Annotated in this window: 14 protein-coding genes; 9 read left to right on the top strand and 5 right to left on the bottom strand. The window is 60.5% G+C overall.

The genetic code is table 11. From position 1 onward, the window contains the following. The first annotated feature begins 2 nt into the window (after window positions 1-2). From ACRC4F_RS04330 to gcvP, 6 genes are all read left to right on the top strand, one after another. Window positions 3-1,220: a 2-octaprenyl-3-methyl-6-methoxy-1,4-benzoquinol hydroxylase gene (locus tag ACRC4F_RS04330; RefSeq protein WP_438658245.1), complete on the top strand. Its 1,218-nt coding sequence runs from the start codon at window positions 3-5 to the stop codon at window positions 1,218-1,220. Between the two features lie 221 nt (window positions 1,221-1,441). After that, window positions 1,442-2,446, top strand: coding sequence for an extracellular solute-binding protein (locus ACRC4F_RS04335; protein WP_438658233.1), 1,005 nt, complete (start codon window positions 1,442-1,444; stop codon window positions 2,444-2,446). 256 nt (window positions 2,447-2,702) lie between these two features. Next, window positions 2,703-4,319 carry an ABC transporter permease gene (locus ACRC4F_RS04340; protein ID WP_438658234.1) on the top strand — a complete coding sequence of 539 codons (1,617 nt, stop codon included), beginning with the start codon at window positions 2,703-2,705 and terminating at the stop codon, window positions 4,317-4,319. Window positions 4,320-4,474: 155 nt separating this feature from the next. Beyond that, on the top strand, window positions 4,475-5,557 hold the full coding sequence (gene gcvT / locus ACRC4F_RS04345; protein ID WP_438658235.1) for a glycine cleavage system aminomethyltransferase GcvT: 1,083 nt from the start codon (window positions 4,475-4,477) through the stop codon (window positions 5,555-5,557). A 49-nt stretch (window positions 5,558-5,606) separates the two neighbouring features. Continuing rightward, the gene (gcvH, locus tag ACRC4F_RS04350) at window positions 5,607-5,990 is read left to right on the top strand and encodes a glycine cleavage system protein GcvH (RefSeq protein ID WP_438658236.1); all 384 of its coding nucleotides are present in this window, start codon (window positions 5,607-5,609) and stop codon (window positions 5,988-5,990) included. A gap of 257 nt (window positions 5,991-6,247) precedes the next feature. Beyond that, on the top strand, window positions 6,248-9,121 hold the full coding sequence (gcvP, locus tag ACRC4F_RS04355) for an aminomethyl-transferring glycine dehydrogenase (protein WP_438658237.1): 2,874 nt from the start codon (window positions 6,248-6,250) through the stop codon (window positions 9,119-9,121). An 81-nt stretch (window positions 9,122-9,202) separates the two neighbouring features. On the opposite strand, the gene ACRC4F_RS04360 is transcribed toward gcvP, so the two are convergent. The 4 genes from ACRC4F_RS04360 to ACRC4F_RS04375 form a co-directional block, all read right to left on the bottom strand. Further along, window positions 9,203-9,871: an outer membrane protein gene (locus tag ACRC4F_RS04360; protein ID WP_438658238.1), complete on the bottom strand. Its 669-nt coding sequence runs from the start codon at window positions 9,869-9,871 to the stop codon at window positions 9,203-9,205. Window positions 9,872-10,087: 216 nt separating this feature from the next. Continuing rightward, a complete protein-coding gene (locus ACRC4F_RS04365; RefSeq protein WP_169857239.1) occupies window positions 10,088-10,408 on the bottom strand; it encodes a DUF2388 domain-containing protein in 321 nt (106 codons plus the stop codon). A 69-nt stretch (window positions 10,409-10,477) separates the two neighbouring features. Beyond that, complete coding sequence (locus ACRC4F_RS04370; RefSeq protein WP_438658239.1) at window positions 10,478-12,262, bottom strand: GspE/PulE family protein; 1,785 nt, start codon at window positions 12,260-12,262, stop codon at window positions 10,478-10,480. Window positions 12,263-12,352: 90 nt separating this feature from the next. Then, window positions 12,353-12,691 carry a hypothetical protein gene (locus ACRC4F_RS04375; RefSeq protein WP_438658240.1) on the bottom strand — a complete coding sequence of 113 codons (339 nt, stop codon included), beginning with the start codon at window positions 12,689-12,691 and terminating at the stop codon, window positions 12,353-12,355. A gap of 125 nt (window positions 12,692-12,816) precedes the next feature. Here ACRC4F_RS04375 and ACRC4F_RS04380 point away from each other — a divergent pair, with 125 nt between their 5' ends. Further along, on the top strand, window positions 12,817-13,281 hold the full coding sequence (locus ACRC4F_RS04380) for an Lrp/AsnC family transcriptional regulator (RefSeq protein ID WP_438658241.1): 465 nt from the start codon (window positions 12,817-12,819) through the stop codon (window positions 13,279-13,281). A 98-nt stretch (window positions 13,282-13,379) separates the two neighbouring features. On the opposite strand, the gene ACRC4F_RS04385 is transcribed toward ACRC4F_RS04380, so the two are convergent. Beyond that, window positions 13,380-14,747, bottom strand: a complete 1,368-nt coding sequence (locus ACRC4F_RS04385) for a CYTH domain-containing protein (protein WP_438658242.1) — start codon at window positions 14,745-14,747, stop codon at window positions 13,380-13,382. 317 nt (window positions 14,748-15,064) lie between these two features. On the opposite strand from ACRC4F_RS04385, the gene argE reads away from it, so the two are divergent. Both argE and argA read left to right on the top strand, forming a co-directional pair. Beyond that, window positions 15,065-16,234 (top strand): acetylornithine deacetylase, encoded by a 1,170-nt coding sequence (argE, locus tag ACRC4F_RS04390; RefSeq protein WP_438658243.1) that lies wholly within the window; start codon window positions 15,065-15,067, stop codon window positions 16,232-16,234. Between the two features lie 269 nt (window positions 16,235-16,503). Beyond that, window positions 16,504-17,802 carry an amino-acid N-acetyltransferase gene (gene argA, locus ACRC4F_RS04395; protein WP_438658244.1) on the top strand — a complete coding sequence of 433 codons (1,299 nt, stop codon included), beginning with the start codon at window positions 16,504-16,506 and terminating at the stop codon, window positions 17,800-17,802. The last annotated feature ends 97 nt before the right edge of the window (window positions 17,803-17,899 follow it).

Raw genomic sequence — 17,899 nt, forward strand, 5'->3', positions numbered from 1 at the left:
AAATGCGCGCAGATCTGCTGATTGTCGGGGCCGGAATGGTCGGCAGCGCCCTGGCGCTGGCGTTGCAGGATAGCGGGCTGGAAGTCCTGCTGCTGGATGGCAGCCCGATGAGCGTAAAGCCCTTCGATGGCCAGGCGCCGTTCGAACCGCGGGTGAGCGCCTTGTCGGCCGCCAGCCAGCGAATTCTCGAACGCCTCGGTGTGTGGGACGGCATAGCCAATCGGCGCAGCAGCCCTTATACCGAAATGCATGTCTGGGACGGCAGCGGCACCGGGCAGATCCATTTCTCGGCCGCCAGTGTGCATGCCGACGTGCTGGGGCATATCGTCGAAAACCGCGTGGTTCAGGATGCCTTGCTGGATCGTCTGCACGACTGCGACCTCGGGATGCTGGCCAATGCGCGCCTGGAGCAGATGCGCCGCTCCGGCGATGACTGGCTGCTGACCCTGGCCGATGGCCGCACCTTGCGTGCGCCCCTGGTGATTGCGGCGGATGGCGCCAATTCGGCGGTTCGGCGCCTGACCGGCGTGGCCACCCGCGAATGGGATTATCTGCATCACGCGATCGTCACCAGTGTGCGCAGCGCCAAACCCCATCAAATGACGGCCTGGCAGCGCTTCACCGACAACGGTCCGCTGGCGTTTCTGCCGCTGGAGCGGGACGGCCAGCAGGATTGGTGTTCGATTGTCTGGTCGACCACACCAAGTGAAGCCGAACGGCTGATGGCGCTGGACGACGGCGGTTTCTGTCTTGAACTGGAACGCGCCTTTGAAGGCCGGCTCGGCACGGTGCTCAGCGCCGATCCGCGTGTGTGCGTGCCACTGCGTCAGCGCCATGCCAAGCGTTACGTGGCTGAAGGCCTGGCGCTGATCGGTGACGCGGCGCACACCATTCACCCGCTAGCCGGGCAGGGCGTGAACCTCGGTTTCCTCGATGCCGCCGTGCTGGCCGAAGTGCTGCTGCAAGCGGCGGAGCGCGGTGAGCGGTTGGCGGACGTGAAGGTGCTCAGCCGTTATGAGCGTCGGCGCATGCCGCACAACCTGGCGTTGATGGCGGCGATGGAAGGCTTCGAGCGCTTGTTCCAGGCTGATCCGTTGCCGGTTCGCTGGTTGCGCAATGCCGGGTTGAAGATGGTCGACCAGATGCCGGAAGCCAAGGCGTTGTTCGTGCGAGAAGCACTGGGGTTGATCGGGGATTTGCCGGCGCTGGCCAAGGCCTGAGATTTTCGCTGGGGCTGAAGTCTTCATCGCGAGCAGGCTCGCTCCCACAGTTGAAATGCATTCCCATGTGGGAGCGAGCCTGCTCGCGATGGCGTCGGTAAATTCACCACCCATGTCGACCATGCAACATCTGGTAACTCCTCCGCCAACTGATCGATTGAGATGGTAAATGTGAGTCCTTATCATTTGGCCTCACTTTTTCCAATCGAGAGACCGCTCCCATGTTGGCACCGAAGCGTCTACTGACCGCACTCGCCCTGACCCTGATCGGCAGCACCGTTGCCCAGGCCGCCGACGAGGTGGTGGTTTACTCCTCGCGTATCGACGAGCTGATCAAACCGGTCTTCGACGCCTACACCGCGAAAACCGGCGTGCAGGTGAAGTTCATCACCGACAAGGAAGCGCCGCTGATGCAGCGCATCAAGGCCGAGGGCGAGAACGCCACCGCCGACCTGCTGCTGACCGTCGATGCCGGCAACCTCTGGCAGGCCGAGCAGATGGGCATCCTGCAACCGTTCACCTCCAAGGTGATCGACGCCAACATCCCGCTGCAATACCGCTCCTCCGCACACGCCTGGACCGGCCTGAGCCTGCGGGCGCGGACCATCGCCTACTCCACTGACCGGGTGAAGCCGGGCGAGCTGACCACCTATGAAGGGCTGGCCGATAAAAACTGGGAAGGCCGTCTGTGCCTGCGCACGGCGAAGAAGGTCTACAACCAGTCCCTGACCGCCACCATGATCGAAGTGCACGGCGCCGATAAAACCGAGAAGATCCTGAAGGGTTGGGTGAATAACCTGTCCACCGATGTGTTCTCCGATGACATCGCGGTGCTGGAAGCGATGAACGCTGGCCAATGCGATGTGGGCATCGTCAACACGTACTACTACGGTCGCCTGCACAAGCAGAAGCCTGACCTGGCGGTGAAGCTGTTCTGGCCGAACCAGGGCGATCGCGGCGTACACGTCAACCTGTCGGGCATCGGCCTGACCAAGCATGCACCGCACCCGGAAGCGGCCAAGGCTTTGGTTGAATGGATGACCACCGCTGAAGCGCAGAAGATCTTCGCTGACGTGAACCAGGAATTCCCGGCCAACCCTGCCGTTCAGCCTTCTGCTGAAGTGGCGAGCTGGGGCAAGTTTGTGGCGGATACACTGCCGGTGGAAATTGCTGGCAAGCGTCAGGCTGAAGCGATCCGGATGATGGATCGGGCGGGTTGGAACTGAGTCTGTCGTTATTACGTTGTTGGGTTCAAGATCCACCCTCACCCCAGCCCTCCCGAAACGTCGGACCGCCCCACAGGGGAGAGGGGGAAAGGGAGCAGATCTCGGTCGTTTCAGAACCTGAGTTCGACTCGGGATTCCAGGTCGCAATATTTCTAACTAACTCCTCGGTCAGTCCCCTCGCCCCTTTGGGGAGAGGGTTAGGGTGAGGGGTCGATCTTGAACCACACACAAAACTCACCGTCTCAGAGACTTTAACGTGGCCCACCCCGCCCAACGCCGCTGGTATCCCTTGGTCTTCGCCATCGCCGCGCTGGTCCTGCTGCCCCTCAGCGTTCTGTTTTTCTCCTGGCAAACCATCGATCACCAAATCTGGTCCCACCTCTGGGACACCCAGATGCCGCGCTTGCTGGGCAACACGCTGACGTTGGTGATCGGCGTCGGTATCGGCGTCACGCTCCTGGGTGTGAGCCTCGCCTGGCTGACCAGCCTCTGCGAGTTTCCCGGTCGGCGGTGGCTGGACTGGGCGCTGATGCTGCCTTTTGCGATTCCGGCTTATGTGCTGGCCTTCGTCTTTGTCGGCCTGCTGGATTTCGCCGGCCCTGTGCAAACCCTGCTGCGGGAATGGTTTGGCACCGGACTGCGATTACCGCGAGTGCGTTCCACCGGCGGCGTGATCCTGGTGCTGGTACTGGTTTTCTATCCCTACGTTTACCTGTTGGCACGCAGTGCATTCCTGGCCCAGGGTAAAGGTTTGATGGAAGCGGCGCGCGTGCTGGGGCAATCCCCTTGGCAGGCGTTCTGGCGAGTCGCCTTGCCGATGGCGCGGCCGGCCATTGGCGCCGGCGTGGCGTTGGCGCTGATGGAAACCCTGGCGGACTTCGGTGCGGTGTCGGTATTCAACTTCGACACGTTCACCACGGCCATCTACAAAACCTGGTACGGATTCTTCAGCCTCTCCACTGCCGCGCAACTGGCCAGCCTGTTGCTGCTGGTGGTGATGGTCGTTCTATATGGCGAGCGCCGTGCTCGCGGGGCCAACCGAACGAGCAACGAAAGACCCCGGGTCAAGGCGCTGTACCACCTGCGTGGCTTCAAGGCGGTGGCGGCCATGAGCTGGTGTGGCCTGGTGTTCGCTTGTGCCTTCGTCATTCCGATGCTGCAACTGGTGGTGTGGTTCTGGCAGCGTGGGCGCTTCGACCTGGATGAGCGCTACGCCGGGCTGATCGTTCACACCCTGTACCTGGGCGGCATGGCAGCGTTGATCACCGTCAGTGTTGCCCTGGTGCTGGCCTTTGCCCGGCGACTGGCGCCGACCCGGGCGATCCGCGCCGGTGTCAGCCTGGCCAATCTCGGCTACGCCCTGCCGGGATCGGTGCTGGCGGTGTCGATCATGCTGGCGTTCAGTTATCTGGATCGCGAGCTGGTGATCCCGGTGTCGGGTTGGCTCGGCGGCGCCGGCAAGCCACTGCTGCTGGGCAGCCTGTCGGCGTTATTGCTGGCCTATCTGGTGCGTTTCATCGCGGTGGCTTACGGGCCGCTGGAAAGCAGCCTGGCGCGAATACGGCCATCTTTGCCCGAAGCGGCACGTAGCCTTGGCGTCAGTGGGCCACGACTGTTTTTCAAAGTGTATCTGCCGTTGTTGCTACCCGGCACGTTGAGCGCCGCGTTGCTGGTGTTCGTCGATGTGCTCAAGGAAATGCCCGCGACCCTGCTAATGCGCCCGTTTGGCTGGGACACGCTGGCCGTACGGATCTTTGAAATGACCAGCGAAGGCGAGTGGGCGAGGGCCTCTCTGCCGGCCCTGACTCTGGTTTTGGTCGGGTTGTTACCGGTCATCGGATTGATTCGACGTTCGGCGCATCGAAACGCCTAGGTGTCAGTCCTACACCTTGAGGCTACAATGCGCGGCATTCGGTGCGGTCCGTCCTGCGGATCCGGTAGCTGAGATCGGCTGGAAGCCCTCTATTTCAAGGCTTTCGTCCGTGAAGCACCTGCCTGCACCTTCGCCACGCCCGGAAGGAGAAACCCATGGGACAGCGTACGCCTCTGTATGACCTTCATCTCGCCCTCGGCGCGAAGATGGTCGATTTTGGCGGTTGGGATATGCCTCTGCATTACGGCTCGCAGGTCGAGGAACACCATCAGGTGCGCCGCGATTGCGGGGTTTTCGATGTATCCCACATGACCGTGATCGACGTCAGCGGCCCTCAGGCCAAGGCCTGGCTCCAGCATTTGCTGGCCAATGACGTCGAGCGCCTGCACAGCCCTGGCCGTGCCTTGTACAGCACCATGCTCAACGAGCGCGGCGGCATCGTCGACGACATGATTGTCTATCGCCTCGACGACGGTTACCGTTTGGTGGTCAACGCCTCCACCCGTAATCAGGATCTTGCCTGGATGCAGGCTCATATCGATGGTTTCGATGTGCAGCTCAATGAGCGCTCCGAACTGGCGATGCTGGCCATTCAAGGGCCTCAGGCGCGGCACAAGATTTCCGAACTGGTGACCCAGTCCCGTGGCAACCTGATCCAGATGCTCAAGCCTTTTGAAGGCCAGCCTGACGGTGACTGGTTTATCGCGCGTACCGGTTATACCGGCGAAGATGGCCTTGAAATCGTTCTGCCCGCCAGTCAGGCTCCAGGATTTTTCAACGACCTGGTGGGCGCGGGCATTTCTCCCATCGGTCTGGGAGCCCGGGATACCTTGCGGGTCGAAGCCGGCATGAACCTGTATGGCCAGGACATTCATCAAGACGTTTCACCGCTGGCCTCGAACATGGCCTGGAGCATTGCCTGGGAACCGGCCATTCGCCAGTTCATCGGTCGCAGTGCCCTGGAAGCCGAGCGGGCGGGTGGTGTGCAGCACAAACTGGTCGGTCTGGTCCTTGAGGAACGTGGTGTTTTACGCGCTCATCAAGTGGTCCGTATCGCCAATGTTGGCGAAGGAGAGATCACCAGTGGTAGTTTCTCTCCTACGCTTAGCAAGTCGATTGCACTGGCGCGCGTGCCGATGGCGACTGCCGACCGCGCAGAAGTGGAAATCCGTGGCAAGTGGTACCCGGTCCGAGTGGTCAAACCGACCTTCGTACGCCATGGCAAAACCTTGATCTAACCTTTTTTGGCGGGCAACGACCGCTGACAATTTCTTGAGGACACAGAACATGAGCGATATCCCTGCCGACCTGCGTTTTGCCGAAAGTCACGAATGGGCCCGCCTGGAAGCCGATGGCACCGTCACCGTGGGCATCAGCGATCACGCTCAGGAAGCCTTGGGCGATGTGGTGTTCGTCGAACTGACCGAAGTTGGGAAAGTCTTCGCTGCCGGTGATCAATCCGGTGTCGTTGAGTCGGTTAAAGCTGCATCCGACATTTACTCTCCGGTGTCCGGTGAAGTTATCGCGATCAACGAAGAACTCAGCGCTAACCCGGAACTGCTCAACTCCGATCCGTACGGTGCCTGGATCTTCAAGCTCAAGCCTAGCGACAAGGCTGAGCTGGACAAGCTGCTCGATGCAGCCGGCTACAAGGCCGCCATCGGCGAGTAAGCCTTCAGCGTCATCCCCAAAGCCCCGACTTGTCGGGGCTTTTTATTGCCTGACAGATTACCCTCTGTGGGAGTGAGCTTGCTCGCGATGGCGGCTGCGCATCCAATAAAGAGGTGACTGACACACCGCTATCGCGAGCAGGCTCGCTCCCACAGGGTAAGTGCCGATCTGCCTAAAGGTTCGCTGTCGGCAGCGGCTGCTATGCTGGTTTGACCGTGTTGCATCGACGTTGAGCGCCAGTCAAGAGAGAGCCCGTCATGTCCCAGTTGCCGTCCTTGAGCCAGTTACGCGACCCCAATGCCTTCCTTCGCCGTCACCTCGGGCCCGATGCCACCGAGCAACAGGCGATGCTCGACAGCCTCGGCCTCGGCAGTCGGGTCGAACTGATCGAGCAGACGGTGCCGCCGGGAATCCGCCTTAACAGGCCGCTCGATTTACCGCCCGCTCTAGACGAAGAAGCCGCGCTGGCCAAGCTGCGTGGGTACGCCGAGCAGAATCAGGTCTGGACCAGCCTGATCGGCATGGGTTACCACGGCACCCTCACACCGACCGTCATTCTGCGCAACGTGCTGGAGAATCCCGGTTGGTACACCGCCTACACGCCTTATCAACCGGAGATCGCCCAAGGCCGGCTTGAAGCGCTGTTGAATTTCCAACAGTTGACCATCGATCTCACGGGGCTCGAGCTGGCCAACGCTTCACTGCTCGATGAAGCCACAGCGGCAGCGGAAGCCATGGCGTTGGCCAAGCGGGTCGCCAAGTCCAGAAGCAATCTGTTCTTCGTCGATGAGAACTGCCATCCGCAAACCATTTCCGTGGTGCAGACCCGGGCCGAAGGGTTCGGTTTCGAGCTGATCATCGACGCTGTGGATAACTTGAAACAGCACCAGGTGTTTGGCGCGCTGCTGCAATACCCCGACACCCACGGCGAAATCCGCGATCTGCGGCCATTGATCGATCACCTGCATGCCCAGCAGGCGCTGGCCTGTGTCGCGACGGATCTGCTGAGTCTGCTGTTGCTGACCCCGCCGGGGGAGCTGGGCGCCGACGTGGTGTTCGGCTCATCCCAGCGTTTTGGCGTGCCGATGGGTTATGGCGGGCCGCACGCGGCATTCTTTGCCAGCCGCGAAGAGTACAAACGAGCGATTCCCGGGCGGATCATCGGCGTCTCGAAAGATGCTCGCGGCAATACCGCGTTGCGCATGGCCCTGCAAACCCGCGAGCAACATATCCGTCGGGAGAAGGCCAACTCGAACATCTGCACCGCCCAAGTATTGCTGGCCAACATTGCCAGTTTCTATGCGGTCTACCACGGCCCGGAAGGGTTGAAGCAGATTGCCCAGCGCGTCCATCGGCTGACTTGCATCCTTGCCGCCGGCCTCGAGCGTCACGGCATCACCCGGCTCAACGCCCACTTTTTCGACACGCTGACGCTAGAGGTCGGAGGCACACAGACGGCAATCATCGAAAGTGCCCAGTCCGCGCAAATCAATTTGCGCATTCTCGGGCGCGGGCAGCTGGGGTTGAGCCTCGACGAAACCTCTGACGAAACCACGGTAGCGAAGCTGTTCGATGTGTTCCTCGGATCCGATCATGGGCTGAACGTCGACGAACTGGATGCTGAAGTCATTGCTTCCGGCATTCCTGCAGGTCTGCTGCGCACCTCGCCGTATCTGCGTCATCCCGTGTTCAGCGCCCATCACAGCGAAACCGAGATGCTGCGCTACCTCAAGCAACTGGAAAACAAAGACCTGGCGCTCAATCAGTCGATGATCCCGCTGGGCTCCTGCACCATGAAACTCAATGCCACCAGCGAGATGATCCCCATCACCTGGCCGCAGTTCGCCAACTTGCACCCGTTCGTGCCGAAAGAGCAGGCGGTGGGTTATTCGCTGCTGATTGAGGAACTGGAACGCTGGCTCTGCGCGATCACCGGTTTCGACGCGATCTGCATGCAACCCAACTCCGGCGCGCAAGGCGAGTACGCCGGGTTGCTGGCGATCCGCAAATACCACGAGAGCCGTCATGAAGGGGCGCGAGACATCTGCCTGATTCCGTCCTCGGCCCACGGCACCAACCCGGCCTCGGCGCAGATGGCCGGGATGCGCGTGGTGATTGTCGAGTGCGACGAGGCGGGTAACGTCGATCTGGATGACCTCAAAGGTAAGGCCGCGGAGGCGGGCGACAAGCTTGCCTGCCTGATGGCGACTTATCCGTCGACCCACGGCGTGTACGAGGAAGGCATCAGCGAAATCTGTGAAGTTATCCACAGCCACGGTGGCCAGGTGTACATGGATGGCGCCAACCTGAACGCGCAGGTTGGATTGGCGCGGCCGGCGGACATTGGCGCCGACGTGTCCCACATGAACCTGCACAAGACCTTCTGCATTCCCCATGGCGGTGGCGGGCCGGGCATGGGGCCGATTGGTGTGCGCGCGCACCTGGCGCCGTTCGTTGCCAATCACCCGGTGGTGCCGATCGAAGGGCCGCTGCCACAGAACGGCGCGGTCAGTGCGGCGCCTTGGGGCAGTGCGAGCATTTTGCCGATCAGCTGGATGTACATCGCCATGATGGGCCCGCAATTGGCGGATGCCAGTGAGGTGGCGATCCTCGCTGCGAATTACCTGGCGCAGCATTTATCCGGGGCATTCCCCGTGCTCTACACCGGGCGTAACGAGCGGGTGGCACACGAATGCATCCTGGATTTGCGGCCACTGAAGGCGCTGACCGGGATCAGCGAAGAGGACGTGGCCAAGCGCCTGATGGATTACGGTTTCCATGCGCCGACCATGTCGTTCCCGGTGCCGGGAACGCTGATGGTCGAACCGACCGAGAGCGAGTCAAAGGCCGAGCTGGACCGGTTTATCGGGGCAATGCTGAGCATTCGCGCGGAAATCACCGAGGTGCAGAACGGTAACTGGCCGGCCGAGGACAATCCGCTGAAGCGAGCGCCGCATACCCTGGCCGATATCACCGGGATCTGGGAGCGGCCGTACAGCATCGAGCAAGCAGTGACGCCGGATGCGCACACCAAGGCGCACAAGTATTGGCCGGTGGTGAATCGGGTGGATAACGTCTATGGGGACCGGAATCTGTTCTGCGCCTGCGTGCCGGTCGACGATTACCGCTGACTCCCGCACTACGCAAATCCATTGTGGGAGCGAGCCATAATAAATGCCGCTCATGTGAGCGGCATTTTTATAAGTAGAAAATCAGAACGACACGCGTGCCTCGACGTACAGATTCTGCTCGCGAAGCTTGCCCTTGAGCTGCTCGTCCCGCGCATTGATGCGGTTGGCGAAGGTGTTGTAGCCGGTTTCGATATCGCCCATGTCGACAAAGCGATAGCCCGTGCCGACGGTAACTTGCTGCGTTAACTTGAGGTCTGCGCCGACGCCCAGGGCATAGGCGAAGTTGTTCTGGCTGTTGTCGGCGAATCGGCGCGAGGTGTTGGATTGATAACCCTCGGAATTGATGTGAGCCACACCCATCCCGACCATGGCGTACAGCGACAGATTGTCTGTCAGGGGAAAGTCCTTGTAGCCATTGATCATCAGTCGCCTGGACGAAACCTGCATGTTGTTGACGTTGGCATTGAAGGGCGCCCAGTAACTCTTGAACTCCGAGTCCTGTTTGATGGTGTATTCGCTCTCCAGGCGCCAGCCACCGTTGAACCCGTAACCGAATGCTATGGAGCCTCCGACGTCTTTGTTGCTGTCCGGGCTGATGATACGGTTGCTCACTCTGGGACTTGTGAGCAGGGCATCGGCCAGGTCTTGCTGGACGCTCTGGATTTTTATCGAGCCATACAGGCCTTCGGCGTGGGACACGTGGCTGAAGGCTGCGGCCAGTATCAGTAAAGAGAGGTTTGGTTTGTTCATAGGGTCGATCGATCCGCTTTGAAAAGGTAATTCGAATCGATGAAGTTTGAGTGCACAGCGCTGGTGCTCATATCGGAGCATTCTTTGCTGCAGGAGGAAAAACTCGTCGTCTTACCAGCGGTTTGGCATTTTGACTTGTAGGAAATGGCATCACCTGTTCCTGTGGCACAAAAAAATGCCGCTCATGTGAGCGGCATTTTTATTCAGCTGAAAAGCTTATTCCGATGCAACGGCATTCTTCGCCAGAATCGCGTTCGCCAGTTCCATGTCCGTTGCCTGCAGGCCCGGATTGTCGGCGCGGACCTTCTGCATCGCGGCCTCCAGATAAGGGCCGCGGATGCCGCCGTCACTGGCGACGAAGCTGCCGGCGTCGTCCTGCGCGGCAACGATCAGCTTGTGATCCTTGAAGGTCAGGTAGGTCGAACCGGTGGTCGCACCGGAAGAGATGACGTTACGCCAAAAGCTATCGGCCATCGCCGAACCAACAGGAAGGGACAACAAGGCGATGGTAGCGACAGCAAGTTTGAGACGCATGATGGGTGACTCCACTGGTTAACTACGGGGTTGGATCGCGATTCCCCCAATCCAGTTCCATAACGGCCGCGCCTACTTTTGTTCACTCTGCGGAGTCACTCGCAGCACCTCCTCGATCGTCGTCAAGCCTGCCGCTACTTTCTGCGCCCCCGACAACCGCAAACTGCGCATGCCTTCCTTGAACGCCTGACGCCGCACCGCCAGTAAATCGGTGTCGGGATTGATCAGCGCTTTGACACCGTCAGTCAACTGCATGATTTCGTAGACCCCGGCGCGACCGCGGTAGCCGGTATCGCGACATTCCAGGCAGCCGATGGCGCGCTGGGCATTGGTGGGCAGCGGCGCCTGCCAGGGTTTGGTCAGGGTTTGCCAGTCTTCTTCACCCAACGTCAGTGGAGCCTTGCAGTGTGGGCACAAGGTTCGCACAAGGCGCTGGGCCATGACGCCGAGTACCGTGGCTTTGATCAGGTAATGCGGCACGCCAAGTTCCAGCAGACGGCTGATGGCGCTGGGCGCATCGTTGGTGTGCAGCGTCGACAGCACCAAGTGACCAGTCAGTGCTGCCTGGATCGCCATTTCCGCGGTTTCGAGGTCGCGGATCTCGCCGATCATGATGATGTCCGGATCCTGTCGCATCAGCGCGCGCACACCGGCGGCGAAGGTCAGGTCGATGTTGTGCTGGACCTGCATCTGGTTGAACGCCGGTTCGACCATTTCGATCGGGTCTTCGATGGTGCAGAGGTTGACCTCCGGCGTCGCCAGTTTCTTCAGCGTGGTGTAGAGCGTGGTGGTTTTGCCGGAACCGGTCGGTCCGGTCACCAGAATGATGCCGTTGGGCTGACTCGTCATGTCCTGCCAGCGACGCAGGTCTTCTGCGGAGAATCCCAGCTGATCGAAATCCTTGAGCAGCACTTCCGGGTCGAAGATCCGCATGACCATTTTTTCGCCGAACGCCGTCGGCAAGGTCGACAGCCGCAATTCGACTTCGCCGCCGTCCGGGGTCTTGGTCTTCACCCGGCCGTCCTGGGGTTTGCGCTTTTCCGCGACGTTCATCCGCCCGAGGCTTTTCAGGCGGCTGACGATGGCCATGGTCACCTGCGGCGGGAATTGATAGACGTTGTGCAGCACGCCGTCGATGCGAAAGCGCACCGTGCCTTGTTCGCGCCGGGGTTCGATGTGGATATCACTGGCGCGCTGCTGGAAGGCGTACTGGAACAACCAGTCAACGATGTTGACGATGTGCGCGTCGTTGGCGTCCGGTTCCTGGTCGCTGGCACCGAGGTTGAGCAGTTGCTCGAAGTTGCCCAGGGAGCTGGTTTGCTGATCGGCGTTAGTCGCGCCGCTGACCGATTTGGCCAGGCGGAAAAACTCGACGCTGAAGCGCTGGATGTCCACCGGGTTGGCCACGACGCGTTTGATCGGCAGCTTCAAAACGTGGGTCAGGTCGGCTTCCCAGCCGTTGACGTAAGGCTGGGCGCTGGCCACGGTCACTGCGTCGCGGTCGATGGACACCGCCAGAATCTTGTGGCGCTGGGCGAAGGCATAGGACATCAGCGGGGTAATCGCTGCGACGTTGATCTTCAGCGGATCGATGCGCAAGTACGGCTGGCCGGCCTGTTGTGACAGCCACAGGGTCAGGCTTTCGAGGTCGAGGTGTTTGCCCGGACGGCTGAGGTCGTCCAGGTGTTGGCTGGCGATGAACTCCAGTGGGTGCATCTGGCCATTGGCGGCATGCCGGCGGCGGGCATTGAGCGCGTGTTCGGCCGAGTCCTGGCTGATAAAGCCTTGGGCGACCAGTTCACGCAGCAAATCATTGAGATCCAGCCAGCGGTCCTGAATGGCAAGTTGAACGGACATGCGGGCTCCTCATGAACAACAGTTCGCAAAGGATAGTCGCGGACCCGCCGACCGTTGGGCCACTACCCGACGAAGCCGTGTCGAGGTTTGTCAGCCAGCTGCCTGAGACGGCGCTTCCCATGTGGAATCGGCCGCTTGCAGCTCGACCGAGCACACGCTGATCAGGTTACGTAATTTTTCCGCAATCACTTCGGCCCGATGCCAGCTCAGTCCGTCCATGACGATGTCAATTAACATCAAGTCGTCCATTCGCTGCGCATTGACCTGCTGCGGCGTCAGAAACTGTAAAGCGAAAAAGTTGAGGGCCCGGCACAGCAGGTCCGGCTCGGCTTCGGCCAGCAGTTGGTAATGAACGCGGCAGTGCGCATTGCCGGCGTTCCAGACATCGGCGCGAGCGAGCGAGGTGTTCACGGCTTCCAGGTGCGGCATGGTCGGTCTCCAAATCGATGGAGAAATTTTTACATTCGCCGCGGGGCATTTCTTATCTATGATTGGGCTTATTGGCTGTTTTTCGAATGGTTTGATTCGGCTATCTATAAATCACGGGTTTATTTATGCACAACGAGCTGGATAGCTACGACCGCAAGATTCTCGCGTTGCTGCAGGAAGACGCTTCGCTCTCCAGCGCGCAGATCGCTGAACAGGTAGGGCTGTCCCAGTCGCCGTGCTGGCGGCGGATTCAGCGAATGAAGGAGGAGGGGATTATTCGCGGGCAGGTGACATTGCTCGACCGCAAGAAGATCGGGCTGAACACGCAGATCTTTGCGGAGATCAAACTCAACGCCCACGGGCGTTCGAACTTCACCGAGTTCACCGAGGCGATTCGCGGCTTTCCCGAAGTGCTGGAGTGTTATGTGTTGATGGGATCGGTGGATTTCTTGCTGCGGATTGTCACGGCGGACATCGAGGCGTATGAGCGGTTTTTCTTTGAAAAGCTGTCGATGGTGCCGGGGATTCAGGAAGTGAACTCGATCGTGGCGTTGTCGGAGATCAAGTCCACCACCAGTTTACCGATCTGAAGTTTCACGGTGAATTTGCTGGCCTCATCGCTAGCAGGCTAGCTCCCACAGGGGAACGCATTCCAATTGTGGGAGCCAGCCTGCTGGCGATGGCGGTGTTACATACGCAGCAGCATCTTCCAGGCACGATTCTGATAAACCGCAATCGCCTGCTGCTTGCGCGCGTCCAGCGATTCTTCGGTAATTGGCTCGTTAGCCAGTTGCGCCAACAGTTTCAGTTCACCGTACAGGCGATCCATTTCCGGGATGTCCAGCACGCCACGGGCATGGTGCAGCCAAGACTGAATGCGCTCAATGCGCGGCAGTTGCTCGGCCAGATCTTCCGGCTGTTGCTGATAACGCTGCAATTGCAGGGAGGTCGCTTCTTCACCCAGCAAGCGCGGCAACCAGCTGCCCAAATGTGCAGCGCCCTGGCGATTGCCACGGACGTTGCGATCAGCCGCCCAGGTGCGGGCCAGCAACCAGCGCGAAGTGTTCAGCGAGAACAAGCCCCAACGCGGATCTTCCAGTTCTTCGAGGAACTGCTCCGGCGCGGCTTTGCGCACGTCTTCGTCGTCGATCCCGGCCTGCACCAGTGGGCGCCAGTCTTCAAGCAGAGCATCCAGTGCGACGCGCAGGTCGTGCGTCGACTGACGCGGTGCGGCCTGGCCCAGGCTACTGAGCAACGCGCGCAATTCAGCGAGGTTCTCGACCCAGTCCTGCAACAGGCGCCAGTGGCCGTTGAAGCGATACTGCTCGGCCAGACGCTGGCTGCTGCTCAGCAAGTGCCAGCTCAGCGCGGCGAATGCATCATCCAGCGGAGTTTCAGCGTTGATTAGCGGCGCCGGCAGGCTCAACGAATAGCTGTTGGCATCGTACAAACGATAACCACGCTCGGCCTTGCTGATGTCACACGGCATCAGGGCCAGGGTCGCGGCCAGTTCGGCAGCCAGTTCCAGCAGGGCTGCGGGCTCGCCTTCGCGCAGTTCCAGTTCCAGCTCGCAGATTTCTTCTTTCTGTTTGCCGACCACCACGTGGCCGAGGTCCAGCGCGGCTTCGATGACCACTTTGGTCTTGCCGCGGCCCCAGGCGATTTCGGCGCGTTCGCGAACAAAATCGGTGGTGAAGATCGGTTTCAGGGTTTTCTTGTCCAGCTCGGCCAATTCTTCTGGCCAGCATTCGCCGTCGAGTTTTTTCACGTCGAGCTTGGCTTTGGGCAGGTTCCAGTCGTATTCGTTACGCTCGGACAGACCGGCGACGCTCTGGCCACGGGTCTTGAGCGTTTGAATCACTTCTTCGCCATCCTTGCGCAGGCGCAGGGCAACCTTGGCGCGGGCCAGGTCGCGTTCAGGCGTGTCGAAGTACTGGTTCATCAACTCACGGCGTTCCCAGCCACTTTTGTTGCGTTTTTTCAGGAGCGGATGCTCGCGCAGGGCGGCGAGGGTTTCGCGGCTGACGCGGAGTTTGATTTCGGTTTCTTTCTGCATGGCCGGAAAATCCAGGATCGGGAGCGCAGCCGGGGGAATGTGTGGCTGCCAAGGTCGTGCAGTGTACAGGACTCACCCAAGATAGGGTCTGTTGACGCTTGGTGACGGCCGCGATGGGCCCCCCTTGGCGCAGGGCCGCGTTGCTCAGAACTTATTTGGGACAACCAAACTACGTTCCTCGCGCCTTGCCCTGCACCAAGGGGGGCTCCATCGCGGCTCGTCACCAAGCGCCAACAGACCCTACCCGCGCCGCAGCGGTTTATTCCTGTCACCGGATGGTTCTATGATGGTCTTCAATTCGCGAGTTGGAGTCAGCGATGCCTTTGCCGTCCATGAAAGATCAGTTCGCTGCGCTGATTGCCGCGCCGTCGGTCAGCTGTACCCAGCCCAGCCTTGATCAATCCAATCGTCCGGTCATCGACTTGCTGGCGACGTGGCTCGGTGACCTGGGTTTTGCCTGCGACATCCAGCAGGTCAGCCCCGGCAAGTTCAACTTGCTGGCGAGTTTCGGTTCCGGCCCCGGTGGCCTGGTGCTGGCCGGGCATAGCGACACGGTGCCATTCGATGGCGCGCTGTGGCAGACCGATCCGTTGAAACTGACCGAAGTCGATGGCCGTTGGGTGGGCCTGGGCAGTTGCGACATGAAAGGCTTTTTCGCCCTGGCCATCGAAGCAGTGATTCCTTTGCTGAGTCAGCCGTTCAAGCAACCGTTGCTGATCCTCGCCACGTGCGATGAAGAAAGCTCGATGTCCGGAGCTCGCGCCCTGGCCGAAGCAGGCCGTCCGTTGGGGCGTGCGGCAGTGATTGGCGAGCCGACCGGGCTGAAGCCGATCCGCATGCACAAAGGCATCATGATGGAGCGCATCGATATCCTCGGGCAGAGCGGCCATTCCTCGGACCCAAGCCTGGGCCACAGCGCCCTTGAAGCCATGCACGATGCCATCGGCGAACTGCGTGGCCTGCGCCTGTTGTGGCAGCGTGAATTCCGTAATCCGCAGTTCGGTGTGCCAACACCGACCCTGAACTTCGGCTGCATTCATGGCGGTGACAACCCCAACCGTATCTGCGGCCAGTGCTCGCTGGAATTCGACTTGCGGCCGTTGCCGGGCATGGACCCCAAGGCCCTGCGTGCGGAGATTCTGCAGCGGCTCAATCCGGTTGCCGAACGCCATCAGGTGAAGATCAACTACGCGCCGCTGTTCCCTGAAGTGCCGCCATTCGAGCAGGCAGAGGACGCTGAATTGGTCCGGGTTGCGGAAAAGCTCACAGGCCATCGCGCCGAAGCAGTGGCGTTCGGCACCGAAGCGCCTTATCTTCAGCGTCTTGGCTGCGAAACACTGGTGCTTGGCCCGGGCGATATCGCCTGTGCGCACCAACCGGGGGAATACCTCGAAATGTCACGTTTGCAGCCTACCGTGCATCTATTACGACAACTGATTGAACATTACTGCCTGACACCGGCCAAAACGCCAGTGTCAGTCGGTTGAGGCGCAGAACCTGTGGGAGCGAGCCTGCTCGCGATAGCGGTATTTCATTCATCATCAATGTTGACTGGTCTGGCCTTATCGCGAGCAGGCTCGATCCCACAGGGGGCTGCGTCATGGCTGACAGCCTTTGTAAATTGCCAGTGTCCCAACCCGTATTCATGAGGAGAGCGCGCGTGTCGCCAAGCCTGTTCCGACGATAACCATCAGCCCGCTGTGCGTTTTCAGTTTCGCCCATTTTTTTGGCTGCTATTTATTACAGGCCCAGGTTCATGCCCGAATACGTTAATTGGCTTCGTCACGCTTCGCCTTACATCAACGCCCACCGCGATTGCACCTTTGTCGTCATGCTGCCCGGCGACGGCGTGGAGCATCCGAACTTCGGCAACATCGTCCACGACCTGGTGCTGTTGCACAGCCTCGGTGTGCGCCTGGTGCTGGTTCACGGCTCCCGTCCGCAAATCGAAACCCGCCTCGCCGCGCGTGGCCTGACCCCGCATTACCACCACGGGATGCGCATCACCGATGCGGCAACCCTTGAATGTGTGATCGATGCGGTCGGCCAGCTGCGCATCGCCATCGAAGCGCGACTGTCCATGGACATGGCCTCATCGCCAATGCAGGGTTCACGCCTGCGGGTGGCTGGCGGCAACCTGGTGACGGCGCGGCCGATCGGCGTGCTCGAAGGCGTCGACTATCACCACACCGGCGAAGTGCGCCGTGTCGACCGCAAGGGTATCAACCGCCTGCTGGACGAGCGCTCCATCGTGCTGCTGTCGCCGTTGGGCTACTCGCCGACCGGGGAGATCTTCAACCTCGCTTGCGAAGACGTCGCCACCCGCGCGGCTATCGACCTGGGTGCGGACAAGCTGCTGCTGTTCGGCGCGGACCTTGGCCTGATCGATGAAAACGGTCGGCTGGTTCGCGAGCTGCGTCCGCAACAAGTCCCGGCGCATTTGCAGCGACTGGGCAGCAACTATCAGGCAGAACTGCTGGATGCGGCGGCTGAAGCCTGCCGCGGCGGTGTCGCACGCAGCCATATCGTCAGCTACGCCGAAGACGGCGCGCTGTTGACCGAGCTGTTCACCCGCGACGGTGGCGGTACGCTGGTGGCTCAGGAGCAATTCGAGATTGTGCGCGAAGCGGCGATTGAAGATGTCGGTGGTTTGCTGGATTTGATCAGCCCGCTGGAAGAGCAGGGCATTCTGGTGCGTCGCTCCCGCGAGGTGCTGGAGCGCGAGATCGAGCAGTTCAGCGTGGTCGAGCGCGAAGGCATGATCATCGCCTGTGCGGCGTTGTATCAGATTGCCGATTCGGACGCCGGGGAACTGGCCTGTCTGGCGGTGAATCCGGAGTACCGCCATGGTGGTCGCGGTGATGAGCTGCTGGAGCGCATCGAAACCCGCGCCCGGGCCCAGGGTTTGAATACCTTGTTCGTGCTGACGACCCGGACCGCTCACTGGTTCCGCGAGCGTGGGTTCGTACCGAGCAGCGTTGAACGCCTGCCGTCGGCGCGAGCGTCGCTGTACAACTATCAGCGTAATTCGAAGATCTTCGAAAAAACCCTGTAATCGCAGGCTTTTGTGGCGAGGGGATTTATCGAAACGTCGCACCGCCCCGTTGGGCTGCGAAGCAGTCCCATCTTTTGGGGCCGCTTCGCAGCCCAAC

This window comes from Pseudomonas sp. (assembly GCF_051660785.1).
Lineage (GTDB): Bacteria > Pseudomonadota > Gammaproteobacteria > Pseudomonadales > Pseudomonadaceae > Aquipseudomonas.